Annotated in this window: 18 protein-coding genes; 11 read left to right on the top strand and 7 right to left on the bottom strand. The window is 72.5% G+C overall.

Translation table 11 applies throughout. From position 1 onward, the window contains the following. Positions 1–34: 34 nt before the first annotated feature. From ACWY4P_RS16675 to ACWY4P_RS16665, 3 genes are all read right to left on the bottom strand, one after another. On the bottom strand, positions 35–1531 hold the full coding sequence (locus ACWY4P_RS16675; protein ID WP_456211334.1) for a M81 family metallopeptidase: 1497 nt from the start codon (positions 1529–1531) through the stop codon (positions 35–37). Between the two features lie 121 nt (positions 1532–1652). Beyond that, positions 1653–2243: a GNAT family N-acetyltransferase gene (locus ACWY4P_RS16670; RefSeq protein ID WP_456211333.1), complete on the bottom strand. Its 591-nt coding sequence runs from the start codon at positions 2241–2243 to the stop codon at positions 1653–1655. A gap of 3 nt (positions 2244–2246) precedes the next feature. Then, the gene (locus ACWY4P_RS16665; protein WP_456211332.1) at positions 2247–3527 is read right to left on the bottom strand and encodes an MFS transporter; all 1281 of its coding nucleotides are present in this window, start codon (positions 3525–3527) and stop codon (positions 2247–2249) included. 55 nt (positions 3528–3582) lie between these two features. Here ACWY4P_RS16665 and ACWY4P_RS16660 point away from each other — a divergent pair, with 55 nt between their 5' ends. Together ACWY4P_RS16660 and ACWY4P_RS16655 are read left to right on the top strand one after the other, a co-directional pair. Beyond that, entirely contained in the window at positions 3583–4584 is a 1002-nt protein-coding gene (locus tag ACWY4P_RS16660) for a winged helix-turn-helix domain-containing protein (RefSeq protein WP_456211331.1), read from the top strand. A 195-nt stretch (positions 4585–4779) separates the two neighbouring features. Further along, positions 4780–7074 (top strand): MMPL family transporter, encoded by a 2295-nt coding sequence (locus ACWY4P_RS16655; RefSeq protein WP_456212942.1) that lies wholly within the window; start codon positions 4780–4782, stop codon positions 7072–7074. Here ACWY4P_RS16655 and ACWY4P_RS16650 read toward each other — a convergent pair. After that, positions 6965–7933, bottom strand: a complete 969-nt coding sequence (locus ACWY4P_RS16650; RefSeq protein WP_456211330.1) for a transcriptional regulator — start codon at positions 7931–7933, stop codon at positions 6965–6967. The two genes, ACWY4P_RS16655 and ACWY4P_RS16650, sit on opposite strands and share 110 nt — an antisense overlap. 60 nt (positions 7934–7993) lie before the next feature. Here ACWY4P_RS16650 and ACWY4P_RS16645 point away from each other — a divergent pair, with 60 nt between their 5' ends. The 3 genes from ACWY4P_RS16645 (at position 7994) to ACWY4P_RS16635 (ending at position 12745) form a co-directional block, all read left to right on the top strand. Beyond that, a complete protein-coding gene (locus ACWY4P_RS16645; protein WP_456211329.1) occupies positions 7994–9193 on the top strand; it encodes an MFS transporter in 1200 nt (399 codons plus the stop codon). A gap of 120 nt (positions 9194–9313) precedes the next feature. Next, complete coding sequence (locus ACWY4P_RS16640) at positions 9314–9508, top strand: hypothetical protein (RefSeq protein WP_456211328.1); 195 nt, start codon at positions 9314–9316, stop codon at positions 9506–9508. 63 nt (positions 9509–9571) lie between these two features. After that, positions 9572–12745 carry a helix-turn-helix transcriptional regulator gene (locus tag ACWY4P_RS16635; protein ID WP_456211327.1) on the top strand — a complete coding sequence of 1058 codons (3174 nt, stop codon included), beginning with the start codon at positions 9572–9574 and terminating at the stop codon, positions 12743–12745. A gap of 152 nt (positions 12746–12897) precedes the next feature. Here ACWY4P_RS16635 and ACWY4P_RS16630 read toward each other — a convergent pair whose 3' ends face one another. The 3 genes from ACWY4P_RS16630 to ACWY4P_RS16620 form a co-directional block, all read right to left on the bottom strand. Next, positions 12898–13083, bottom strand: a complete 186-nt coding sequence (locus ACWY4P_RS16630) for a DUF6191 domain-containing protein (RefSeq protein ID WP_456211326.1) — start codon at positions 13081–13083, stop codon at positions 12898–12900. Positions 13084–13146: 63 nt separating this feature from the next. Beyond that, complete coding sequence (locus tag ACWY4P_RS16625; RefSeq protein WP_456211325.1) at positions 13147–14346, bottom strand: PQQ-dependent sugar dehydrogenase; 1200 nt, start codon at positions 14344–14346, stop codon at positions 13147–13149. Between the two features lie 122 nt (positions 14347–14468). Then, complete coding sequence (locus ACWY4P_RS16620; protein WP_456211324.1) at positions 14469–15467, bottom strand: aldo/keto reductase; 999 nt, start codon at positions 15465–15467, stop codon at positions 14469–14471. Between the two features lie 73 nt (positions 15468–15540). Here ACWY4P_RS16620 and ACWY4P_RS16615 point away from each other — a divergent pair, with 73 nt between their 5' ends. The 6 genes from ACWY4P_RS16615 to serA all read left to right on the top strand — a co-directional run bounded on the left by ACWY4P_RS16615 (position 15541) and on the right by serA (position 25457). Then, entirely contained in the window at positions 15541–16524 is a 984-nt protein-coding gene (locus ACWY4P_RS16615) for a 2-hydroxyacid dehydrogenase (RefSeq protein ID WP_456211323.1), read from the top strand. 276 nt (positions 16525–16800) lie between these two features. Then, a complete protein-coding gene (locus ACWY4P_RS16610; RefSeq protein ID WP_456211322.1) occupies positions 16801–19785 on the top strand; it encodes a putative bifunctional diguanylate cyclase/phosphodiesterase in 2985 nt (994 codons plus the stop codon). Positions 19786–19999: 214 nt separating this feature from the next. Further along, positions 20000–21856, top strand: coding sequence for an acetolactate synthase large subunit (locus ACWY4P_RS16605; protein ID WP_456211321.1), 1857 nt, complete (start codon positions 20000–20002; stop codon positions 21854–21856). A 50-nt stretch (positions 21857–21906) separates the two neighbouring features. Continuing rightward, positions 21907–22431, top strand: a complete 525-nt coding sequence (gene ilvN, locus ACWY4P_RS16600; RefSeq protein ID WP_456211320.1) for an acetolactate synthase small subunit — start codon at positions 21907–21909, stop codon at positions 22429–22431. Between the two features lie 177 nt (positions 22432–22608). Beyond that, positions 22609–23607 (top strand): ketol-acid reductoisomerase, encoded by a 999-nt coding sequence (ilvC, locus tag ACWY4P_RS16595; RefSeq protein ID WP_456211319.1) that lies wholly within the window; start codon positions 22609–22611, stop codon positions 23605–23607. A 245-nt stretch (positions 23608–23852) separates the two neighbouring features. Further along, the gene (gene serA / locus ACWY4P_RS16590) at positions 23853–25457 is read left to right on the top strand and encodes a phosphoglycerate dehydrogenase (RefSeq protein WP_456211318.1); all 1605 of its coding nucleotides are present in this window, start codon (positions 23853–23855) and stop codon (positions 25455–25457) included. Positions 25458–25667: the final 210 nt, after the last annotated feature.

Here is a 25667-nt window from a genome sequence, read left to right as displayed (position 1 = left end):
GGGGCAAAGCCCGTCCCGCACCGCAGAGCTACGGCTACAGCAGCTCCGGTGCGAGGTCCGGGGCCGGCATGTCCGGGTCGAAGGGGAACAGCGGGCGCTCCACGCGGCGGTGGCCCAGCCGGGCCAGGTCCTGGTCGACGCCGCCCGGGGTGAGGGCCAGGCGCCAGTCGGCCGCCAGGTCGTACAGCTCCGGCTCCGGGCAGCCTGCCTTCACGACGACCAGGTCGTATCCGCGCGGGTCCAACTCGCCGAAGTCCGCGCGGGTACGGAACGGCTTGCGGCGGCTGACCAGGACCGCGGTCACCCCGCCGCGGCGCACGGCGGCCAGGTCGCCGCCGACCTCGTCGGCCTCTCGGAGGGCCACGACCTCGCCGGTGAGCGCGTACGGCTCGCACGCGGCGCCCGTTCCGTACGCTCCGCCGCCGTACGCGCCGCCGACCGACAGCCGCACCGTCGCGCCGACGCCCGCGGCGAAGCACTCCGCGACCGCCGCCGGGTCGGTGATACCGGGGTGCAGCGCGGTGGCGCGCCCCGCAGCCAGGTCCTCGTTGGCCAGCAGCCGCCGCAGCATGTACGCGAGGTCGCCCGCGCCGCCCGCCGCCGGGTTGTCGCCTGAGTCGCTGATGAGGAACGGGCGGGCGGGGGAGGCGACGGCCGCCCCGACGCATGCGTCGGCGTCGCCTGCGGGGCCGGCGAAGACGAAGTCGCGGCGCAGATCCCAGTACTCCTTGGCCAGCGAGCGCGCCTGCTCGACGGCGAGGACGGGGTCGTCGCCGGTCACGACGACGGCCGCTTTGCAGCGCGGCTCGTCGGCCCAGGGGCAGCCGGCCCAGACCGCCGCGTCCACGATGCCGTCCAGCTCCTCGATGGAGCCCAGCCGCCCGTACAGCGACTTGGCGGGCTCCAGGCGAGGGCTGGTCCGCTCGCCGGGCAGCAGGACCGGCACCTGCACCCAGGCCAGGTGCGGGCGGCCCTTGCCCGCGACGAGGCGTTCGACGAGCTTGCGGGCGGCGCGCTCGCGGGTCCGGCCGGCGTCCTGGCGCGGGGCGAGGCGGTGCGCGGTGATCAGGTCCAGCCGCCCGGCGAGCCGGCGCGAGACATTGCCGTGCGGGTCCATCGCGGCGGAGATCAGCGCGCCGGGGCCGAGGGTCTCTCGTACCGCGTCGGTCAGATCGGCCTCGGCGTCGTCCAGGCCGACCACGCTCATCGCGCCGTGGATGTCGTGGACGAGGCCGTCGAGGGGGCCCGCCTGCCGTACGCGGTCCACCAGCTCGGTCTTGAGGCGGCGGTACGCCTCCGGCTCGACCGGCCCGCCCGCCGGGGCCCCGGCGTGGACCAGCGGCACCCACTCCACCAGGCCGCTCAGCTCGCCGTCCGGCCGGGCCCAGGGGTAGCGGTCCCGCAGCCCGGCGCCGCGGGTGACGCGGAAGTCGTCGTATCCGGTGCGGTGCGGGCTGAAGGTGCTGGAGGGGGCGGAGACGCCGCCGATGCCGATGCGCGGACGGCGGCCGGCGGGGGAGGGCGTGCTCATGCGGATGCGGAATCCTTTCCCAGCTTGATCCTTTCCCAGCTTGCGCAGCGGGGCTGCGGTCATGAGGCCTTTTCAGCCGGGCATCTCATCGAGCGTCTCACCAGGCGTCTCACCAGGCGTCTCATTCAGGAATCCTATTCGGGCGCTGATCGATGGCCGGGTAATTCCGCGCGCGCCATTCCGGTGCCAGCACCGACCAGACCTCCATGTCGCGGCGTACCCCCCGGTGCGGATAGCTCTGCCGCAGCACTCCGTCCCGCACCATCCCGAGCCGCTTGGCGACATTGATGCTCGCGGTGTTCGAGGCGGCCGCGATCCACTCCACGCGGTGGATCCCGCGCTCCTCGACCGCCCAGTCGATGAGCACCCGGATCGCGCGCGTGATCAGCCCACGTCCGACGGCTGCCTGTTCGAGCCAGCAGCCGACCTCGCAGGTGCCGAAACCCGCGTCGAAGGCCTTGAAGAGGACGCCGCCGACGAGCGTGCCGTCGAGCCAGATGCCGTAGATGCGCCCGCTGTCGGCGGCCGCCTTGTCCGCGTACGACCGGAGGAACGCCCTCGCGGACGCCAGGTCGGTGGCGCGGTCCGCCAGCGCGATATAGGGGCTGACGTACTCGCGGCTCCGGTCGATATGGGCGAGGTATTCCGCGGCGTTCCACGGCTCCAGCGGCCGCAGCTCGGCACCGTCGTCACCCAGCGATATCGCGAACATTCTTTACTCCTTCACAGATGGGCGGGGATCGTGATTAGGGGGAAGGCCCGCCTGCTGCGGCAGTTCCCGCCGCGTGCGCACCGGGGAGAGCAGGACGGGCAGACAGGCGAGCGCCAGCAGGCAGCCGCCCACCCACAGCGCGGGGCGAACCCCGGCGAACTGACCGATCAGGCCCGCCGCGGCGGAGCCGATGGCGACGGCGCCGAAGAGCATGAACCGGAAAGTGGCGGTCATGCGGCCGAGCAGCGGGTCTGGCGTCAGGCGCTGGCGCAGGCTGACGCCCAGTACGTTGTCGACGCCGATCCTGAACGTGATCAGCAGCCATGCCGCTCCGGCCGCCCAGAGCCCGGGGCCCCGGTCGATGAGCGGGGTGACCAGCGCGACGGGCGCCGCGCAGAGGCCGATCAGGGCGAGGGCGCGGCCGTGGCCCAGGCGCCGGGCGGCGGGGCGGGCGCAGCACGCGCCGAGGAAGACGCCGATCCCGCCCGCTGCCCAGTACGCGCCCAGCACGCCGGCGGGCAGGTCGAGTTCACGGGCGAACAGAACCGGGAGCAGGGTGTTGATGATCTGCGCGCCGAGATTGGTCAGGGACGCGGTGAGCGCGAGGGCACGCAGTTCACGGTCGCGCAGGACATGGCGGAGCCCCTCGGCGATCTGCGCCCCCAGCCGGGCGGGTGGCCGCGCGGGTTCGGCCGACGGCGTCGGCGCAGGCCGAAGGCCGACGAGGCGGAGCGCGGAGGCGAGATGGCAGACCCCCATGCTCACCGCGGCCACCGGCGCCGTGAGCAGCTGTACGAGCGCGCCGCCCGCGCCCCTGCCCGCCACCGTGCCCGCGGCCTGGAGGCTCGCCACCGCGACGTTCGCCCGTACCAGGCCGTCGCGGCCGACCAGCTGCGGCAGAGAGCTCTGCGAACTCACGTCGAAGAAGACCGTGGCGCAGCCGTTCAGCAGGACCACGGTGTACAGCTGCCGGAGGGTGAGGGCGTCCAGCGACCAGGCCACCGGCACCGACGCGAACAGACAGGCCCGCGTCAGATCCGCGGTGATCAGCACGCGGCGGTGGCGCATCCGGTCCACCCAGGCCCCGGCGGGCAGGCCGATGAGGAGGAACGCGGCGGTGCTCAGCGTGGCCAGGAGCCCGACCTGGCCGGGGCTCGCGTCGAGGGCGGACACCGCGATCAGCGGAACGGCGACATAGCCGATGTTGGTGCCCAGCTGGCCGAGCGCCATGGCCGTGAACAGTGTTCGGAAGTCGCGTATCCGCCAGGGGTTGTCCGTGGGCATGACCAGTACGGTGCCGGGGGCCGAGGTCCCGTTCCAATGATTTAGCCTCTGCTGAATGATGCAGGCGCAGGACACGCAGGCCGCGGGCGGCAGGCTGGAGATCGAGTTCTCGGCCGAGGACGTCGCCCGTACCCGCTTCGCCGTATCCCCGCTGTGGGAGGTGGTGGCCAGCGTGCGCGTCCTCAAGGGCGCCGACGGGCACGGCATGCACCGGCGGTGGACCGAACAGGTGCGACCGCTGCTCGCGGCCGCGAGGCTGGACCTGGCGCCGCTGTCCCGTCTGATCGCCGTGCCCACCGCGGGCATCCCCGCCTTCCTCGTGCCGCCGCCCACCACCCCGCAGCCCTCGCTCGAGGTGGAGTTGGCGGCGTTGCGTGCCACGCCGCCCGGCTTGCTGCGGACGACGTCGCCGGGGGCACACGCGGGTGTCGCCGCGCTCCGCGAGGACCCGAGGCGCGGGCTCGACCGGCTGGCGGAGGTGATCGCCGCGTACTGGGAGGTGGCGCTCGCGCCGTACTGGCCACGCATTCTCACCCTGTTCGAGAGCGACATCCTGCACCGCGCGAAGCGCTTCGCGGAAGGCGGCGCCCGGCGCCTCTTCGACGACCTCGACCCGCAGCTCACCTGGGATTCGGGCACCTTGCAGATGGCCCATCGCTGCATCCGTGGGGTACGGCGGCTGGACGGACGGGGCCTGCTGCTCGTCCCCTCGGCATTCGTCTGGCCGCGGATCTTCTCCACCCTCGGCAGCGACGACTGGCAGCCCAATCTGCGCTATCCGCCACGCGGCATCGGCACCCTGTGGGAGCAGCGCCCGCAGCCGTGCTCCGACGCCCTGGCCGGCGTGCTCGGCCGCACCCGCGCCCTGCTGCTGGCCGAACTGGCCGCCCCCGCCTCCACCACGGACCTCGCCCGCCGCATCGGCCTCTCACCGGGCGGCGTCTCCCAGCACCTGACGGCGCTGCGCGCGGCGGGCCTGGTGAGCGCGCACCGCACCGGGCGGCTGGTGCTCTATGCGCGTACGAGCGTGGGCGAGGCGCTGGTGAGCGGCCGCTGAAGGTGTGGGGAAGTCCACAAAGGGGACAAAGGATCTCTTCCTGCTGTCAGAGTGCGTGGGGAGTTCGCCGCCGGTCCAGGCCCAGGACGTGTGGCGGTCCCTCACATGTTCCTCAGTGCGTGCGCCGCCACGGGCCCGGCCGTTTCCCTCCATCCCGAGCCCGGCGCGTTCGGCGCGATATCCGGAAAGCAGGCCATGGCCGCACTCGCCCGGTGGTGCCTCAGGTGCCGCTTCGTCGTCATCGCGCTGTGGCTGGCCGCGTTCGCGGGCGTATCCGTCGCGGCCGCGGTCACGGGGTCCGCGTACTCGAACGACTACGGCGTCCCGGGCACGGACTCGGCGCGGGTCTTCGCGCTGATGGAGCGGGAGTTCCCGGGGCAGGCCGGGGACAGCGACACGATCGTCTGGCACACGGCGCGCGACGCGGGCACGGTACGCGCGGTGGATGTGCGGCAGCGCATGACGGCGGCGCTGGAGCGGGTCGAGAAGCTGCCCGGCGTCGTCTCCGTGGCCGGGCCGTACCGACCCGGCAATACGGCCACGGCCATGGCCCTGGACGCGACCCGGATCAGCGCCGACGGGCACACCGCCTACGCGACCGTCGTCTTCGACCGGCCCGCCTCCGAACTCGGCGCGGCCCAGGTGCGCGAGGTGGTCGACACCGCCCGCGCGGCGGCGATCGACGGGCTCGAGGTGGAGATGGGCGGCGCGGGCATCGGCGCGGCCCAGGGGACGGGCTCGGCCCACCTCAGCGAGGTCATCGGGGTCGCCGCGGCCGCCGTCGTGCTGTTCCTCGCCTTCGGTTCGCTCGCGGCGGCGTTCGTGCCGATCGCCACCGCGGTGGTCGGCGTGGGCACCGCGTACGCGGGCGTCGGGCTGCTCGGCCACGCCATGACCGTCGCCGACTTCGCGCCCATGCTCGGCACGCTGATCGGGCTCGGGGTGGGCATCGACTACGCGCTGTTCATCGTCTCCCGGCACCGCCGGGGGCTCAAGGCGGGGCTGCCGGTCGACGAGGCCGCCCGGCGCGCGGTGGCCACCTCGGGGCGCGCGGTGATCTTCGCCGGGGCGACCGTGTGCGTGGCGCTGCTGGGGATGCTGGTGCTGCGGCTGAGCTTCCTGAACGGGGTGGCGGTCGCGGCCGCGCTGACCGTCCTGCTCACCGTCGCCGCCTCGGTCACCCTGCTGCCCGCGCTGCTCGGGCTGATCGGCACCCACGCCCTGAGCCGCCGCGAGCGACGCCGGCTGGCGAAGCACGGGCCGCGGACCAGGGCCCGCGGGGGGTTCGCGGCCCGCTGGTCGGCCCTGGTCGAGCGGCGCCCGAAGCTGCTCGGCGCCGTCGCGGTCGTGCTGATGCTGGTCCTCGCGCTGCCCACGCTCTCGCTCCGCCTGGGCACCTCCGACCAGGGCAACGACCCGGCCTCCTCGACGACCCGGCGCGCCTACGACCTTCTCGCCGAGGGCTTTGGGCCCGGCTTCAACGGCCCGCTGACGCTCGTCGGCCGGATCGACGGAGCCGCCGACCGGCTCGCCTTCGGCAAGCTCCCGGAGACCCTGCGCGGCATCGAGGGCGTCGCCTCGGTGAGCGGGTCCGATATGAGCACCAGCGGCCACACGGCGCTGATCACGGTCGTCCCCAGGACCGCCCCGCAGTCGCGCGCCACCTCCGAGCTGGTGGCCCGGCTGCGCCATGAGGTGCTGCCGAAGGCCGCGGAGGCCACCTCGCTGAGGGTGTACGTCGGCGGACTGACCGCGGGCTACGACGACTTCGCGACGGTGATCGTCGGAAAGCTGCCGCTGTTCGTGGGGGTGGTCGTCGGCCTCGGCAGCGTCCTGCTGCTGCTCGCGTTCCGCAGCATCGGCATCCCGGTCAAGGCGGCGGCCATGAACGTGGCCGCCGTCGCCGCGTCCTTCGGGGTCGTCGTCGCCATCTTCCAGTGGGGCTGGGGGAGCGAGTTGCTGGGGCTCGGCCGAGCCGGTCCGATCGAGCCGTTCCTGCCGGTGATCATGGTGTCGGTGCTCTTCGGGCTGTCCATGGACTATCAGGTCTTCCTGGTCAGCCGGATGTACGAGGAGTGGCGCCGCACCCGTGACAACCGGGTCGCGGTGCGGGTCGGCCTCACCGAGACCAGCCGGGTCATCAACTCCGCCGCCGTCATCATGATCGCCGTCTTCTCGGCCTTCGTGCTCAGCGGCGACCGGATCATCGCGATGTTCGGCATCGGCCTGGCCGCCGCCGTCGCCCTGGACGCCTTCGTACTCCGTACGCTCCTGGTGCCCGCCCTGATGCACCTGCTGGGCGGGGCCAACTGGTGGCTGCCGCGCCGGCTGGACCGGTGGCTGCCGAGGATCAGCATCGAGGCGCCGCGCGAGCCGGCCCTCAGGCCGCCTGGGCCGTCACCAGCACCTCGCCCGCGGCCGTCCGGTAGTAGAGCACGGACCGCCCGGCGCGCCGCCGCCGCACCAGGCGGGCGTCGAGCAGGACCTTGAGATGACGGCCCACCGACCCCAGCCCCTGGCCGGTCAGCGCGACGAGCTGGGTGGTGCTCTTCGGGGTGTCGAGCAGGACGAGGACGGCCGCCCGGGCCGGGCCGAGCAGCCTGCCCAGGGACTCGGGCACCGAGGCCCGGTCCGTCTCGGCCAGCGCGCCCGAACAGGGATAGACCACGGCGTACCGGTGCGGAGCGTCCCAGGAGACCCAGCCGTGGTGCGGGGTCACCGGGACGAACAACAGCCGCGCCCCCGAGATCTCCCGCGGCGGGTTGTCGTACGGGTTGATCTGGAGCCGGCTCTCCCCGAGCCACCGCATCCCCGGCCGCATGGCGTTCAGCACGGCGGCCCAGCCGCCCTGGCTCAGCCGCGCCGTGCGCGCCACCACGTCCGCCTCGAGGATCCGCCGGCGCCGGGGCCAGGTGGGCAGCACCGTCTCGGTCCACACCCACTCCAGGACATCGGCGGTGCGCTCCGCGAGATCGGAGCGGTGCAGCAGGTCGGGGAGCGGGCCGCGCAGCGCTACGGTCAGATCGGCGCGGGCGGTCCCGGGCGGGGTCTCGCGGACCCGCGCCAGCTCCTCCTCGAAGCCCGGCTCGCCCTCGCCGGTGGGCGTGGGGGTGAGGAAGTCCGCGATCCAGCGGTGCCCCAGAGCGGCCCGTACGGTCAGCGCGGTGAGCGGGTCGCCGGACAGCCGCTCCCGGTAGGCGGGCAGATGGGCGTCGAGCCAGGCGCGCTCGCCCGGGTGCTCGGCCACGCCCCGCTCCAGGGAGATCAGGCCCGCGGTGGCCTCGGCGAGCGGTGAGACGAGGAACCGGCTCCCGGCGAGCGTGTCCGCGTTGACCAGCCACCAACCCATCGTTTCGCCTCCGCGCGAAACTGTAACGCCCCCGGGCGGGCACCGCTGAGACTCCGGGCCATGCGCACCTACCGAGAGGTCTTCGCCGTACCGGAGTTCACGCCGCTCTTCCTCGCGGGCACCCTCCAGGTGGCCGCCACGACGGTGAGCGGACTGGCCCTGGGCACCCTGGTCTACGCGGCGACCGGCTCACCGCTGCTGTCCGCCCTCAGCATGTTCGGCCCCAGCCTGGCCCAGGTGCTCGGCGCGACGCTGCTGCTGTCGGCCGCCGACCGGATGCCGCCGCGCGCGGCGATCTGCGCCCTGGCGCTGTTCTTCGCCCTGGGCACCGCAGTCCAGGCCGTCCCCGGCCTGCCGATGCCGGCCGTCTTCGCGGTCCTCCTGGTCCTCGGGGCGACCGCCTCGCTGGGCGGCGGGGTGCGTTCCGGGCTGCTCAACGAGATCCTGGCGCGGGAGGGGTATCTGCTCGGCCGCTCCATGCTCAACATGTCCGCGGGCACCACCCAGATCTGCGGATACGCGGTCGGCGGCGTGCTGGTGACGGCCCTGTCGCCGCGCGGCACCCTGCTCACCGCCGCCGCCCTCCACCTCGCCGCCGCGGCCGTCGCCCGCCTCGGGCTCAGCCGGCGGCCGCCGCGCGCCGCCGGGCGGCCGTCGATCGCCGCGACCTGGCGCGACAACGCCCGGCTGTGGTCCTCCGTGCCACGCCGCTATGTCTATCTCGCGCTGTGGGTGCCCAACGGGCTGATCGTCGGCTGCGAATCCCTCTTCGTCCCCTACGCGCCCCGGCACGCGGGGCTGCTGCTGGCCTGCGCCGCCCTCGGCATGCTCGTCGGCGACACCCTGACCGGCCGGTTCGTACCGCCCTGGTGGCGGGAGCGGCTCGGCGCCCCGCTGCGGCTGCTGCTCGCCGCCCCGTACCTGGTCTTCGCCCTGCACCCGGCGCTGCCGGTCGCGGTGGCGGCGGTCACCCTCGCCTCGGTCGGCTTTGCGGCGAGCCTGCTGCTCCAGGAGCGGCTGATGGCCCTGACCCCCGAGGAGCTGAGCGGGCACGCGCTCGGGCTGCACTTCTCGGGCATGCTCACCATGCAGGGCGTCGGAGCCGCCCTCGCGGGCGCCGTCGCCCAGTACACCTCGCCCGCGACGGCGATGGCCGTCATGGCGGCGGCCTCCGTCGCGGTCACCCTGGCGCTGGCCCCGGGCCTAAGGCCCGAGAGCCGTCCTAAGGCCCCTGCGCCGGGCGCGGCCCAGGAGGCCTAAGGCCCCGGCACCGGTGGAGATCGGGCACTCTCCCGATGTGGTGGACCCCCCTTGCGGACGAAGGTGGAGGGGCGTTGAAAACCCCGTCACCGACGGGAACCCGTCACCGAGGAGAACACGATGTTCCACCACGAGCTCTACAAGATCCGCGAGGCCGAGGCACTGAGCGAGGCCGCCGCGTACCGGCTGGCCCGCCAGGCCCGGCGCGAGGGCAGGGGCCGATCCACCGCCGACGAACCCGGAAGGCAGGTGAAGACCGTGGAGCGGCGGGAGGGCCGCCGCCGTTCGTCGCGGGCGTTCCGCACCGCGGCCTGACAGCCGGGCCGCGCCGTGCTGCCCGTACCGCGCACCGCGGGGGTTCGCCACATCGCCCGAGTCGTGGACACCGCTGCCGTGGACACCGCTGCCGTGGGCACCACTGCTGGCACCACTCGGGAGCAGGGCACAGCTCAAGCCCGTATCCCGTTGTCGGACCCCTGTGCGATCCTCGACGGCGTGCACCACACCTCAGTCAGCCCGGTGTTCGTCGGCCGCGCCGAGGAACTGTCCACTCTCACCGACGCGCTCGCCGGCGCCACCGCGGGCGAGCCCCAGGTGTTGCTCGTCGGAGGGGAGGCGGGGGTCGGCAAGAGCCGGCTCGTGGACGAGTTCCTGGCCGGGGCCACCGCCGCCGGGGTCGCCGCCGCGGTCGGCGGCTGTGTCGAGATCGGCGTCGACGGCCTGCCGTTCGCCCCCGTGTCCACCGTGCTGCGCTCCCTGCGCCGCAAGCTGGGGGGCGAGCTGGACCGGGCCGCCGCCGGGCAGGAGGGCGAGCTGGCCCGGCTGCTGCCCGAGCTGGGCGAGACGGCCCGGGAGTCGCGCGAGGAGGACAGCCGCGCCCGGCTCTTCGAACTCACCGTCCGGCTGCTGGAGCGGCTGGCCGCCGACCGGACGCTGGTCGTCGTGATCGAGGACCTGCACTGGGCCGACCGCTCCACCCGCGAGTTGCTCGGTTATCTGTTCCGCTCCCTGATCAGCGCCCGGCTGCTGGTCGTCGCCACCTACCGCTCCGACGACATCCACCGCCGCCACCCGCTGCGCCCCTTCCTCGCCGAGATCGACCGGATGCGGGCGGTGCGCCGCATCGAGCTGCCCCGCTTCAACCGCTCCGAAGTCCACGCCCAGATAGCCGGGATCTACGGCGCCCGGCCCGACCGGGCGCTGGTCGACCGCATCTTCGAGCGCAGCGACGGAAACGCCTTCTTCGTCGAGGAGATCGCCCGCAGCATCAGCGAGGGCTGCTCCACGGGGCTCAGCGAATCGCTGCGCGATTTGCTGCTGGTGCGGGTCGAGACGCTGCCCGAGGAGGCCCAGCGGGTGGTGCGCATCCTCGCCGAGGGCGGCTCCACCGTGGAGTACGAACTGCTGCGCGCGGCCGCCCGGCTCGGCGAGGACGACCTCATCGACGCGCTGCGCGCCGCCGTGGGCGCCAACATCCTGCGGCCCACGGGCGACGACAGCGGCTACCGTTTCCGCCACGCCCTCGTCCGTGAGGCGGTGGCCGACGATCTGCTGCCCGGCGAGCGCTCCCGCATCAACCGGCGCTACGCGGAGGCGCTGGAGGCCGAGCCCGCGCTGGTGCGGGCCGATGAGCGCGCCGCCCGCCTGGCCAGCTACTGGTACCACGCCCACGACCCGGCCAAGGCCCTGCCCGCCGTGCTGCGGGCCTCCGTCGAGGCCCGCCGGCGGTACGCACACGCCGAGCAGCTGAGGCTGCTGGAGCGCGCCATGGAGCTGTGGGAGGACGTGCCCGAGGAGATCCGCCAGGCGCAGCGCCCCCTCGACTACGCCGAGGCGTACCCGGCGTGCAGCTGCGAGGACGAGGCGCTGCGCCATCTGGATCTGCTGGCCGAGGTGGTGGTGGCGGCGAACAGGTCCGGGCAGCGGGAGCGGGCGCTGGCCGTCGCCCGGCGGGCGCTGCGCGCGCTGGACGAGAGCGCTGACCCGCTGCGGGCCGCCTGGTTCTGGACCCAGAAGTCCAAGCTGATCGGGTCTTTGGGGCGGGGCGACGGCTGGGCCGAGCTCGGCCGGGCCCAGGAGCTGGTGCGCGGCCTGCCGCCGTCCGCTGTGCACGCCGATGTGCTGGCGCAGGCGGCGAGCTGGAGCATGGTCCGCCGTCCCGGGCCGGAAGGCTTCGCGGTGGCCGAGCGGGCCGTGGAGCTGGCCCGGCTGGTCGGCGCCCGCAGCACCGAGCTGCACGCCCGGCTGACGCTGGGCTATTTCAAGGCCGAGTCCGGGGACACGGAGGGCGGCCTCGCCGAGATGCGGGAGGTCTGCGAGGCTGCCATCGAGATGGGCGATGTCAGCATCGTGGGACGCTGCTTCATCAATCTGACCTCCGGGCTGGAGGGGCTCGGTCGGTCGGCCGAGTCGGTCGAGGTCGCCGAGAAGGGTCTGCGGATGCTGGACCACTTCGGGCTGACGGACTCCCTGGCCTGGGTGTCGGGCAATATGGCGGAGTCGCTGTTGTCGCTGGGCCGCTGGGCCGAGGCGGAGGAGGCTGCGGCCGCCACCCGGCGCCTGGCGATCGGCAACAAGTCGCGCCGCATGGCGCTGAACCGGTTCGCCCGGCTGGCGCTGGCCCGGGGCGACTGGGACACCGCGGAGCGCGAGCTGGCGGAGGCCCGGGAGGAGCAGAACCTCATCGGCGAGCCCCAGTTCACCATCCCGCTGACACATCTCTTCCTCGACCTCGCGGCGGCCCGCGGCCGGATCCTGGAGGTTCGCTCCCTTCTCGAGCGGGCCCTGGAGGACACGCTCCGCACCGGCATGCAGCGTTACACCTGGCCGCTGTTGGTGGCCGCCGCCGCGGCCGAGGCGGACGCCCGCGGCCTGCCGGCGGCCGAGCCCGGCCGGGCCGAGGCGCTGGCCCGGATCCGGGCGGCCGCCAAGCGGGTGGCGCAGCCGGTGCCGGTGTGGCAGGCCTACGGCCGGCTGCTGGACGCCGAACTGGCGCGCGCCGAGGGCCAGGAGGACGCCGACCGCTGGGCGGCCGCCGTGACCGCCTTCCAGCGGCTGGACCGCCCGCACCCCCTGGCCTGGGCCCGCTTCCGCTGGGCGGAGGCGCTGCTGAGCTCCGGCGCGGCCCGCGAGCGGGTCGCCGAGCCGCTGGCGGCGGCACACACCACGGCGGCCCGGCTGGAGGCGCGCCCGCTGCGCGAGGGGATCGAACTGCTGGCCCGCCGCGCCCGGCTGCCGCTGACCCCCGGCTCCACGTCCACCTCGCTCGTCGCCCTCCCCGCGACCTGCCCGCCGAACCCCGCCGCCGAGCCCACCGACCCCGCCGAGGCCCTCGGGCTCACCCCTCGCGAGCGTGATGTGCTGCGGCTGGTGGCCCTGGGGCGCAGCAACCGCCAGATCGCCGGGGAGCTGTTCATCTCGCCGAAGACGGCGAGCGTGCATGTGTCCAACATCCTGGCCAAGCTGGAGGTGTCGGGCCGTGGCGAGGCGGCGGCGGTGGCACACCGGTTGAGGCTGGTGGACGGCCTGGCGGACGAGGCGGTGGCACGCTGAGCCGATGGGCGCCGATGGGCGCCGACGGGCGCCGGCCCGCTCCCGAGGGCGGGCGCCGGGGCGTGACGGCTGAGCTGTGGCTGGGCTGAGGCCTGGCGGCGGCGCCGGGGTCAGGCCTGGCCGGGCTGGGACCAGGCCCGGCGGGGTCAGGGTCAGCCTTGGCGGGGTCGGACGACCACCCGGCCGGAGTCCAGGTCGATCGGCCCCCGCCACGGCTTGTCACCGTTGCCCACGTCGTCCACGGTCAACTCCAGCCGGTTGCGCTCTTCCTCGGTGTTCCTACGGCCCGGCGAGAAGAGTTCCTCGATGATGTTGAACACGGCGACCCCCAGGGGCAAGCGACTCCCGCCAGTCTAAGCGCTGCCCCGATGATCTCCCCTGGCCCGTCGGGGGACCTTCCCTCAGGAGATCTTCAGCTTCAGAATCCGGTCGTCCTCCTTCCCGGGCTTCCCGCGCCCGTCCGTATTGCTCGTCGTCACCCACAGCCCGCCGTCGTCCGTCGCCACCACCGACCGCAGCCGCCCGTACTTCCCGTCCAAGAACGACTGCGGCTTCCCCGCGGACCGGGTGCCGTCCAGGGGGATGCGCCACAGCCGCTCCCCGCGCAGCCCCGCCATCCAGATCGAGCCCTTGGCGTACGCGATGCCGCTGGGCGAGGCGTCCTGGGGCTTCCACTGCTCGATGGGGTCGACGAACCCCTCCTTGCCGGCCTTGCCCTCGGCCTCGGGCCAGCCGTAGTTCTTGCCGGGCTGGATCAGATTGAGCTCGTCCCAGGTGTCCTGCCCGAACTCGGAGGCCCACAGCCGCTTGTCCATGTCCCAGGCCAGGCCCTGCACATTGCGGTGGCCATAGGAATAGACCACCGAGTCGGCCTTGGGATTGCCATGGGCGGGCTCGCCCTCCGGGGTCATCCGCAGAATCTTGCCCCCGAGCGAGTCCAGGTCCTGGGCGAGCCCGCGGTCGCCGCTCTCGCCCGTGCCCGCATAGAGCATCTTGTCGGGGCCGAAGGCGATCCGGCCGCCGTTGTGAATCGCGCCCTTGGGGATGCCCTTGAAGACCGTGTCCGGGGCGCCGAGCTGGGAGCCGGCGGGGCGCTTGCCGTCGTACGACATGCGGGCGATGCGGTTGTCCGACGCGGTGGTGAAGTACGCGTACACCATCGGATTCGCCTCGTAGTCGGGGGAGACCGCCAGGCCCAGCAGCCCGCCCTCGCCGCCGGGGGAGACGCCCGGGACCGAGCCCGCCTCCGTCTTCTGCCCGCTGGTCGCGTCGACCTTGAAGATCTTGCCCGTGTCGCGCGAGGAGACCAGCAGGTTTCCGTCGGGCAGCGGGGCCAGCCCCCAGGGCGAGTCCAGCTTGGTGGTGAGCGTGCGGACCACCTTCGCGGTGCCCTTGCTGGGGACGGCCGGGGCAGAGGAAGAGGGGGAGGAGGAAGGCCGCCCCGAGGACGAGGAATCGCCGCCGGACCCGGATTTCGCGGGGCCGGACGCGCTTGTGCGGTGGCCGAACGGGCTCTCCCCGCCATCACCGGACGAGCAGCCCGCCGCGAACAGCAACGCGGCAGCGGAGGCGAGCACAGGGGTCACACCAGGACGTCGCACCTTCGGTTCCTCTCCGTGGGCACATGTGCCTCGGCACGGCACTGATTCTTATACACCGCAGCCCCGCCGCGGGTTCCCGCCACCGGGAACACCCCCTGGTCCCCCTAGGCCTCCTGGGCCCCCTAGTCCCATGACCCCTGGGCCGGCGGCAGCGCCGCTATCTCCGCGAAGTCCCCGTCCGTCAGCCGCAGTTCGGCGGCCGCGCAGTTCTCCGCCGCCCACCGCTCCCGCTTGGTCCCCGGCACCGGCACCACATGCCGCCCCTGCCCCAGCAGCCAGGCCAGCGCGACCTGTGCCGCCGTGACCGCGTCCCCGTGTCGCTGCGCCACCCGGCGCAGCCCGGCCACGATCGGCTGGTTCGCCGCCATCATCTCCGCGGTGAAGCGCGGATGTCTGGCCCGTACATCGTCCGGCTCGAAGCCCTGCCCCGGTGTCAGGGTCCCGCTCAGAAAGCCGTTTCCCAGCGGCATCGCGGCCAGGAACCCCACCCCGTGCGAGGCGCACCACGGCACCAGCGCCTCCATCGCCTCCGGCGACCACACCGACAGCTCCGCCTGCACACAGCTGACCGGAAACACCTGCTGCACCCGCTCCAGCTGGCGCACCGTGGCGTCGTGCATCCCGGCCCCGGCCCGCCGCTGCGCCCGCGCCCCCAGCGCGCACAGCCCCAGCGCCCGCACCTTCCCCGCCGCGACCAGCTCCGCCATCGCGCCCCAGGTCTCCTCTATCGGCACCTCCGGGTCCGCCCGGTGCAGCTGGTAGAGGTCGATGACATCGGTCTGCAGCCGCCGTAGCGAGGCGTCGCAGGCCCGCTTCACATACCCGGGGCGGCCGTTGGCCACGATGTGCGCGTCACCCACCAGCAGCCCGCACTTGGTGGACACAAAAGTGTCCCGGCGCCGCTCCTTGAGCACCCGCCCCACCAGCCGCTCGTTGGTGAACGGCCCGTACATGTCGGCGGTGTCCAGCAGGCTCGCGCCCGCATCGAGCGCGGCGTGCACGGCGCGCACCGAGTCCTCGCCGCTGCGCTGCGAAGCGGTGTACGCCCAGCTCATGGGCATGCACCCGAGGCCTATCGCGCCCACCTCGAGCGCCCCCGCTCCGATTCTCCTGCGCTCCACCTGGCCTGACCCCTCCCGTTTCCCGCACCAAACTAACGTCTGAGTGCGCGCCGTGATCGCATAGCCTCCAGGCATGAGCGCAGATCACAGCGACAACTCCGACAACCCGCACCCCGGCACCCCGCGCCCCCTCGCGTGGCTGCCCTTCCCCGCGGACGAGATCGACGGGCTCCCCGACGGCCTGGAATACGCCCACTGGGACGGCGAGTCCGACTACCCCACCGACCCCGCCCGCTGCGCGTTCTACTGCCTGCCGTACATGAAGAACAAGGAGGGCGTGCGGCCGCTGCCCGCCATGAAGAACCTGCGCGTCGTCCAGACCCTTACCGCGGGCATAGACCATGTGTTGCCCGTGCTCGCGGAGCTGCCCGTCGGCGTACGGCTGTGCAACGCGCGCGGGGTGCACGACGCGAGCACCGCCGAGCTGACCCTGACCCTGATCCTCGCCTCGCTGCGTGGCATCCCCGGCTTTGTGCGCGCCCAGGACGCCGGGCGGTGGAATCAGGGCTTCCGTCCCGCGCTCGCGGACAAGTCCGTGCTGATCGTCGGCTACGGGTCCATCGGCAGTGCGATCGAGGACCGGCTTGTGCCGTTTGAGTGCGAGCGGGTGCTACGCGTCGCGCGCTCCCCGCGCACGACCGAGCGCGGTCCGGTGCACCCGATCGACGACTTGCCCCGACTGCTTCCGGAAGCTGATGTGGTGGTGCTCGTCACGCCGCTCACGCCTGCCACTCGCGGCCTGGCCGGGGCAGACTTCCTGGCCCGGATGAAGGACGGCGCGCTGCTGGTGAACGTCGCGCGCGGTCCGGTGGTGGACACCAAGGCGCTGCTCGCGGAGTTGGAGACGGGCCGGCTGCGGGCCGCGCTGGATGTGACCGACCCCGAACCGCTGCCCGCCGGGCATCCGCTGTGGCACGCTCCAGGAGTGCTCATCACCCCGCACGTGGGCGGTCCGTCGTCGGCCTTCCTGCCCCGAGCGAAGCGGCTGCTGCGCGACCAGCTGCACCGTTTCGCGGCCGGTGAACCGCTCAGTCATATCGTCACAACGACTGGATGAATTGCCCGTGGCACCACATACAGACACGGTTTGACTGCACTCCGTATATACAACGCCGTTGTCGGTTACGGTGTGTAGATGGCCTATGTCCCTGAGTGACCAGTCTGGTGTATCGTCCCGAGCGGGGGCTGCGCCACTGACCTAACGGCGTCAGCGATGGACCGGAACTCAAGGGGGGCGACGGGCGATGTATGGCCAATGGACCGACGACCCGACGCGACTCAGGCGTCGACTGCTAGCTTCCCGCGCCCTCGCGCGGCACTCGAAGGCCGTCCGGTGAGCGCCACCGGAGCGGTGCTCGCCCGGCCGTCGGTGTCCGGCGGCGGGGTGGGGCTGCTGCCTCAGGCCCTGCTCGCCCTTATGTGCGGCGGGTATGCGGCGGGCGCGGCGCTCGGCTGGGGCTCTCCCGAACTGGCCTTGTTCATGGGTGACTTCGGCCTGAGCGCCGCCGCCCTGGCCGCCGCCGTGTCCTGCCTGTGGTACGGGCGTACACGCTCCGGGCGGCTGCGCCCCGCCTGGCTGCTGTTCGCGGCGTCCTCCTTCATGGCCGCGCTGGGCAACGGCGTATGGGGCTGGTACGAGGTGGTGCTCGGCCGCCCCGTGCCCAGCCCCTCGCCCGCCGACTTCTGCTTCCTGCTCTTCGCCCCACCCGCCATCGTCGGCATGCTGGTGCTCGCCAAGCGCCCGGTGACCCGCGCCGGATGGATCTGTCTGGCCCTGGACGCGTGGCTGATCGCCGGGTCGCTGCTGACCCTGTCCTGGAGCCTGGCGCTCGCGCACGCCGCCCAGTTCGGCGGGGGCGGCGAGCCCGTGGCGCGCAGGGCCTTCTCGCTGGCCTATCCGCTGCTGGACATCGTGCTGATCAGCATGGTCGTCGCGGTGCACTTCCGGCGCTCCTCGGCCAACCGCTCCGCGATCAACACCGCGATCGCCGCCTTCGCGCTGACGGTGCTGTGCGACGCGCTGTTCACCTCGCCGCTGCTGCGCGAGCACTACCGCTCCGGACAGATCCTTGACGCCGGGTGGTTCGCGGGCTCCATACTGCTCGCGTACGCCCCCTGGGTGGCCCGGCGCGAGGCCGCGCAGGCCCCGCCCGCCGCCGCGCTCCGCCGCCCCGCGCAGCCCAGCCGTGCCAGCGCGGGCTCGCTCGCCGCCCTCGCGCCGTACCTCGCCGCCGCTGTCTGCACCCTGGGGATCCTCTACAACGTGATGGACGGCCGACCGATCGACGGGGTGATGCTCTTCACCGCCTGCGCGGTCGTGCTCGCCCTCGTCGTGCGCCAGGCCATCATGCTGCTCGACAACATCACGCTCACCCAGGAGCTCGCGGAGAAGGAGAACCACTTCCGCTCCCTGGTGCAGAGCTCGAGCGACGTCATCATGATCGCCGCGCCCACCGGCATCCTGCGCTACGTCAGCCCGGCCGCCTCCGGGGTCTACGGCCGCGACGCGGACGAGCTGGTCGGCTCCGAGCTGGCCTCCCTCATCCACCCCGAGGACCTGGGCTCGGTCGTCCACGAGGTCCGCCGCTTCCTGGCCGCCTCGCCGGGGGAGGAGCCCACCACCCGCATCGAGTGCCGCTTCCGCTCCGGCTCCGGCGACTGGCTCAACGTGGAGTCGACGATCAACCGCCACCACGGCGGCCTCATCTTCAACAGCCGGGACGTCACCGAGCGGGTGCGCCTCCAGGCCCAGCTCCAGCACAGCGCCGAGCACGACCCGCTCACCGACCTGCCCAACCGCTCCCTGTTCACCAAGCAGGTCCGCCACGCGCTGGCCGGGCGGCGCCGGACCGACGCGGGCACCGCCGTGCTCTTCATCGACCTCGACGGCTTCAAGGCCGTCAACGACACCGTCGGCCACCAGGCGGGCGACGAGCTGCTGGTCCAGGCGGCCCGCCGGCTCCAGGAGTCCGTGCGCTCCGGGTCCGGCGACTGCGCGGCCCGGCTCGGGGGCGACGAGTTCGCCGCGCTGATCCTCGGGGACGGCGACCGGGACCCCGCCGCCCGCGAGTGCCGCATCCTGGAGATCGCCGACCGGCTGCGCGCCCGGCTCTCCCAGCCCTATCAGGTCGTGGGCGGCACCGAGGTCCGGGTGGCGGCCAGCATCGGCGTCGCCTTCGCCGAGCCCGGCATCGGCCCCGGAGAGCTGATGCGCAACGCCGACCTGGCGATGTACCGCGCCAAGTCCGCGGGCAAGAACCGGGTCGAGCTGTACGCGCCGCAGATGCAGGCCGATGTGACGCGCCGCGCCGAGTTCGCCACCCGGCTGCGCACCGCCCTGCACGACGGCGAGTTCGTCCTGCTGCACCAGCCCGTCGTCGAGCTCGCCGGCGGCCGGATCACCGCCGTCGGCGCCCAGCCCCGCTGGCGCTCGGCCCAGGGCATCCTGTTCACCCCGGCCGAGTTCCTGCGGGTCGCCGACAGCGGACGCGACAGCGGGCGCGACGGGGGCCGCGGCGGCGGCGAGGACGCGGCCCGCACCGCCGAGCTGGCCCGCTGGACGCTGGAGGAGGCCGTCGAGCAGGCCGCGGAGCGCCGCCGCGACGGATTCCCGGTCCCGGTGTGCGTACGGCTCCCCGCGAGCCGCCTGGTGGACAAGTCCATGCCGCCGAAGAGCGTCGAGACCCTGCTGGCCCGGCACAGCCTGCCTTCCGGCGCGCTGACCCTGGAGCTGACGGACAGCGACCCGCGGGTGCCGCTCGACGAGCTGGAGCACCGGCTGAGCGCGCTGCGGCGCCTGGGCGTACGCATCGCCCTCGACGGCTTCGGCAGCGGCTATGCCGCGATCCGGGCGCTGCGCAGGCTCCCCATCGACATGCTCAAGCTGGACCGGGGGCTGGTCGAGGGCGTCGTCGAGTCCTCCCGGCTGCACAAGATCACCTCGGGGATGCTGCGGATCGCGGGCGACCTGGGCATGCAGTCCCTCGCGGAGGGGGTCGACCTGCCCGAGCAGATCGTCGCCCTGCGGGCCATGGGGTGCACCCATGCCCAGGGGCCGGCCTTCTCCGGGCCGCTCGACGAGCACCGGCTGCGCCGCGCGCTGAACCGCGGCTCGTACCCCGTACCGCGCTCGGACAGCCCCGTACTGGTCGGCGGCGCGCTGCCGACCCGGCACCTCGGCCACATCGCCGCATATAGTGCGGGCCACCCAGCGGGGCATGGCGCCGCCCATGGCGCGGGGCATGGGCCGCGGCGGGCGGAGTCTCACACACATCCGCCATCCCGCTCAAATACTGAGACGCCCGTCCCACCCACTTGACACCCGATACGCGCCGGGGGGAGGGTCGGAGCCATGCGCACCCGAATTCTCGTACTTGGAAAGCGCGTCGGCTGAGCAGGGCCATCTCAGAAGCCCTGCGGACCCCACCGGCGCGCTCCCCTCGCTTGCCTCACGGCACGAGGGGTTTTTTGTTGCACTGACACATGTCGTACCGCTCTCCTACTCCCCGCACAGATCCTCATCCGAGAAGAGAATGCCGATGACCGAGCAGGCCACCGGGGCCCACCATCCCCAGCCGCGGCCCCGTAACGGCGGTTCCCAGCCCGCCCCAGTCGAGCACGTCACGGGCGCGCAGTCCCTCATCCGCTCGCTCGAAGAGGTCGGTGCCGACACCGTCTTCGGTATCCCCGGCGGCGCGATCCTCCCCGCGTACGACCCGATGATGGACTCCACCAAGGTCCGGCACGTGCTCGTCCGCCACGAGCAGGGCGCGGGCCACGCCGCCACCGGCTACGCCCAGGCCACCGGCAAGGTCGGCGTCTGCATGGCCACCTCGGGCCCCGGCGCCACCAACCTGGTCACCCCGATCGCCGACGCGCACATGGACTCGGTCCCCATCGTCGCGATCACCGGGCAGGTCGCCTCCAAGGCCATCGGTACGGACGCCTTCCAGGAGGCGGACATCTGCGGCATCACCATGCCGATCACCAAGCACAACTTCCTGGTCACCAAGGCCGAGGACATCCCGCGGACGATCGCCGAGGCGTTCCACATCGCCTCCACCGGCCGCCCCGGCCCGGTCCTGGTCGACATCGCCAAGGACGCCCTTCAGGCGCGGACCACCTTCTCCTGGCCGCCGCAGACCGACCTGCCCGGCTACCGCCCGGTCACCAAGCCGCACGCCAAGCAGATCCGCGAGGCCGCCCGCCTGATCACCCAGGCCGAGCGCCCGGTGCTGTACGTGGGCGGCGGCGTCATCAAGGCCCACGCCACCGCCGAGCTCAAGGTGCTGGCCGAGCTGACCGGCGCGCCCGTCACCACCACCCTCATGGCGCTGGGTGCCTTCCCCGACACCCACCGGCAGCACTTGGGCATGCCGGGGATGCACGGCACCGTCGCCGCCGTCACCGCCCTGCAGAAGGCCGACCTGATCGTCGCCCTCGGCGCGCGCTTCGACGACCGGGTCACCGGCAAGCTCGACTCCTTCGCCCCGCACGCCAAGGTGGTCCACGCCGACATCGACCCGGCCGAGATCGGCAAGAACCGCGCCGCCGACGTGCCGATCGTCGGTGACGCCCGCGAGGTCATCGCGGACCTGGTCGTCGCGGTCCAGGCCGAGCACGACGCGGGCCACGCCGGCGACTACTCCGGCTGGTGGGCGGACCTGAACCGCTGGCGGGAGACCTACCCGCTGGGCTACGAGCAGCCCGCGGACGGCAGCCTGTCCCCGCAGCAGGTCATCCAGCGGATCGGACAGCTGGCACCGGAAGGCACGATCTTCGCCGCGGGCGTCGGCCAGCACCAGATGTGGGCCGCCCACTTCATCGACTACGAGAAGCCGGCGACCTGGCTGAACTCCGGCGGCGCGGGGACGATGGGCTACGCCGTCCCGGCCGCGATGGGCGCCAAGGCCGGCGCCCCGGGCCACACGGTCTGGGCGATCGACGGCGACGGCTGCTTCCAGATGACCAACCAGGAGCTGGTCACCTGCGCGCTGAACAACATCCCGGTCAAGGTCGCGATCATCAACAACGGCGCGCTGGGCATGGTCCGCCAGTGGCAGACGCTGTTCTACAACCAGCGCTACTCCAACACCGTGCTGCACTCCGGCCCGGACACCCCCGCCCAGACCGGCGCCGGCACCCGCGTCCCCGACTTCGTCAAGCTCGCCGAGGCCATGGGCTGCATCGGGATCCGCTGCGAGGACCCGTCCGACCTCGACGCCGTCATCGAGAAGGCCAACTCGATCAACGACAGGCCGGTGGTCGTGGACTTCATCGTCCACGAGGACGCCATGGTCTGGCCGATGGTCGCGGCCGGCACCTCCAACGACGAGATCCAGGCGGCGCGCGGCGTCCGCCCGGACTTCGGCGACAACGAAGACGACTGAGGCCGAGGACTCAGGGACGTAAGGGACTTAAGGAAAGAGAGACCGAGCCCATGTCCAAGCACACGCTCTCCGTCCTGGTGGAGAACACCCCAGGCATCCTCGCCCGGATCGCCGCGCTGTTCTCCCGCCGAGGCTTCAACATCGACTCGCTCGCGGTCGGCGTCACCGAGCACCCCGACATCTCCCGGATCACCATCGTGGTCGGCGTCGAGGAGCTCCCGCTGGAGCAGGTCACCAAGCAGCTCAACAAGCTCGTCAACGTGCTCAAGATCGTCGAGCTGGAGGGCAGCCAGGCGATCCAGCGGGAACTCGTCCTGGTGAAGGTCCGCGCCGACAACGAGACCCGCTCCCAGATCGTCGAGATCGTCCAGCTGTTCCGCGCCAAGACCGTGGATGTCTCCCCGGAGGCCGTGACCATCGAGGCCACCGGCAGCAGCGACAAGCTCGAGGCCATGCTCAAGATGCTGGAACCGTACGGCATCAAGGAGCTGGTCCAGTCCGGCACCATCGCCATAGGGCGCGGCGCGCGCTCCATCACCGACCGGAGCCTGCGCGCGCTCGACCGGACCGCCTGACCAGCGGCACCGGGCAGCGGTCAGCGGGCACCGGGCGGTCGATCATGGCCGATCCGGGCCCATGAGTGGCCCGTACGGGGCCCGTATGGGGCCCGTATGGCGAGACCCCGAAACCTTCACCCGCCCGCCCGTCATACGGTGGGACGCACAACCCGAAAACGCTAGGAGAATCCCGAAGTGGCCGAGCTGTTCTACGACGACGACGCCGACCTGTCCATCATCCAGGGCCGCAAGGTCGCGGTCCTCGGTTACGGCAGCCAGGGCCACGCCCACGCGCTGTCGCTGCGCGACTCGGGCGTCGACGTCCGGGTCGGTCTGCACGAGGGCTCGAAGTCCAAGGCCAAGGCCGAAGAGCAGGGGCTGCGCGTGGTCACCCCGGCCGAGGCGGCCGCCGAGGCCGACGTGATCATGATCCTGGTCCCGGACCCGATCCAGGCCAAGGTCTACGAGGAGTCGGTGAAGGCCAACCTGAAGGACGGCGACGCGCTGTTCTTCGGCCACGGCTTCAACATCCGGTTCGGCTTCATCGAGCCCCCGGCCGGCGTGGACGTCTGCATGGTCGCCCCCAAGGGCCCGGGCCACCTGGTCCGTCGCCAGTACGAAGAGGGCCGCGGCGTGCCGTGTATCGCGGCCGTCGAGCAGGACGCCAGCGGCAACGCCTTCGCGCTCGCCCTGTCGTACGCCAAGGGCATCGGCGGCACCCGCGCCGGCGTCATCAAGACCACCTTCACCGAGGAGACCGAGACCGACCTCTTCGGCGAGCAGGCGGTGCTGTGCGGTGGCACCTCCGCGCTGGTCAAGGCCGCGTTCGAGACCCTGGTCGAGGCCGGCTACCAGCCGGAGATCGCGTACTTCGAGTGCCTCCACGAGCTGAAGCTGATCGTGGACCTCATGTACGAGGGCGGCCTGGAGAAGATGCGCTGGTCGATCTCCGAGACCGCCGAGTGGGGCGACTACGTCACCGGCCCGCGGATCATCACCGACCAGACCAAGGCCGAGATGAAGAAGGTCCTCGCCGAGATCCAGGACGGCAGCTTCGCCAAGAACTGGATGGACGAGTACCACGCGGGCCTGCCGAAGTACAACGAGTACAAGAAGGCCGACGCCGACCACCTGCTGGAGACCACCGGCAAGGAGCTGCGCAAGCTGATGAGCTGGGTCGACGACGAGGCCTGAGCCTCAGGGGCCGGCCCCCCGAGCCCGCACCTCGGGGGGCCCGGTCCCGGACTTGTCCATCATGCAAGACCACGTGCGGGTGATCCCGCCGCTATGGCGCAAAACGCCTCCCGGACGCTACTACACTGCAGGGACCAAACGCGTCAGGGCTCACAGCGTCGTGCGTCTTTCACGCGGCTGCCCCCTTCACGCCTGCGGCCGTCGGGACGGCCGTCCGCATAGGACTAGTGAGGACTGAAGACCACGTGAGCACTGCTTCCACGGGTAAACCCGTCGTACTCATCGCCGAAGAGCTCTCGCCCGCCACGGTGGACGCCCTGGGTCCGGACTTCGAGGTCCGCAGCTGCAACGGCGCGGACCGAGCCGAGCTGCTGCCCGCCATCGCCGACGTGGACGCGATCCTTGTGCGCAGCGCCACCAAGGTCGACGCCGAGGCCATCGCCGCGGCGAAGCACCTCAAGGTGGTCGCCCGCGCGGGTGTAGGCCTCGACAACGTGGACGTCTCCGCGGCCACCAAGGCCGGCGTCATGGTCGTCAACGCCCCGACGTCCAACATCGTCACCGCGGCCGAGCTGGCCTGCGGTCTGCTGGTGGCCACGGCGCGTAATATCCCGCAGGCGAACGCGGCGCTGAAGAACGGCGAGTGGAAGCGCAGCAAGTACACGGGCGTGGAGCTGAGCGAGAAGACCCTCGGCGTCGTCGGCCTCGGCCGCATCGGCGTGCTGGTCGCCCAGCGGATGTCCGCCTTCGGCATGAAGATCGTCGCGTACGACCCCTACGTCCAGCCCGCGCGCGCCGCCCAGATGGGCGTCAAGCTGCTGTCGCTCGACGAACTGCTCGAGGTCTCCGACTTCATCACGGTCCACCTCCCCAAGACCCCCGAGACCGTCGGCCTGATCGGCGACGAGGCGCTGCGCAAGGTCAAGCCCGAGGTCCGCATCGTCAACGCCGCGCGTGGCGGGATCGTCGACGAGGCGGCGCTGGCGGCGGCCCTCAAGGAGGGCCGGATCGCGGCGGCCGGCCTGGACGTGTTCTCCAAGGAGCCGTGCACGGACTCCCCGCTCTTCGAGTTCGACAACGTGGTCGTCACCCCGCACCTGGGCGCCTCCACCGGCGAGGCCCAGGAGAAGGCGGGCATCGCGGTCGCCCGCTCGGTGCGCCTCGCCCTGGCGGGCGAGCTGGTCCCGGACGCGGTGAACGTCCAGGGCGGCGTCATCGCCGAGGAGGTGCGGCCGGGGCTGCCGCTGGCCGAGAAGCTCGGGCGGATCTTCACCGCGCTCGCGGGCGAGGTCGCGGTCCGGCTGGACGTCGAGGTGTACGGCGAGATCACCCAGCACGACGTCAAGGTGCTCGAACTCTCCGCGCTCAAGGGCGTGTTCGAGGACGTCGTCGACGAGACCGTGTCGTATGTGAACGCCCCGCTGTTCGCGCAGGAGCGCGGTGTCGAGGTGCGCCTGACCACCAGCTCGGAGTCCTCGGAGCACCGCAATGTGGTGACCGTGCGCGGCACACTCTCCGGCGGCGACGAGGTCTCGATCTCCGGCACGCTGGCCGGCCCCAAGCACCAGCAGAAGATCGTCGCGGTCGGCGAGTACGACGTCGACCTGACGCTCGCCGACCACATGGCCTTCCTGCGCTACACCGACCGCCCGGGTGTGGTCGGCACGCTCGGCCGCATCCTCGGCGAGGCGGGGATCAACATCGCCGGCATGCAGGTCTCGCGTTCGGTGGCGGGCGGGGCGGCGCTGGTGGCGCTGACCGTGGACGACACGATCCCGCAGTCGGTCCTCACCGAGATCGCCGAGGAGATCGGGGCCTCGTCGGCCCGCTCGGTCAACCTGGTGGACTGAGCGCGAGGAACGTTCTTACGGCAGAGCAGCAAGAGCAACACAGAGCAGCACAGGGCCCGGCCCCCGCTTCGGCGGGGGCCGGGCTTCGTTGTGGGCGCGTCCGCGTGCGTGCCCGCGTACGCGTTCGCGACCCGACGACGCTTTTTCATCACGTGTTGAATATCCTGGCCGTGGTGGCTACGCTGAAACAGCTAAGTGGAGAAAAACTCT

The sequence above is a fragment of the Streptomyces sp. LZ34 genome (assembly GCF_053890475.1).
This window is presented reverse-complemented; position numbering and strand designations above follow the sequence as displayed.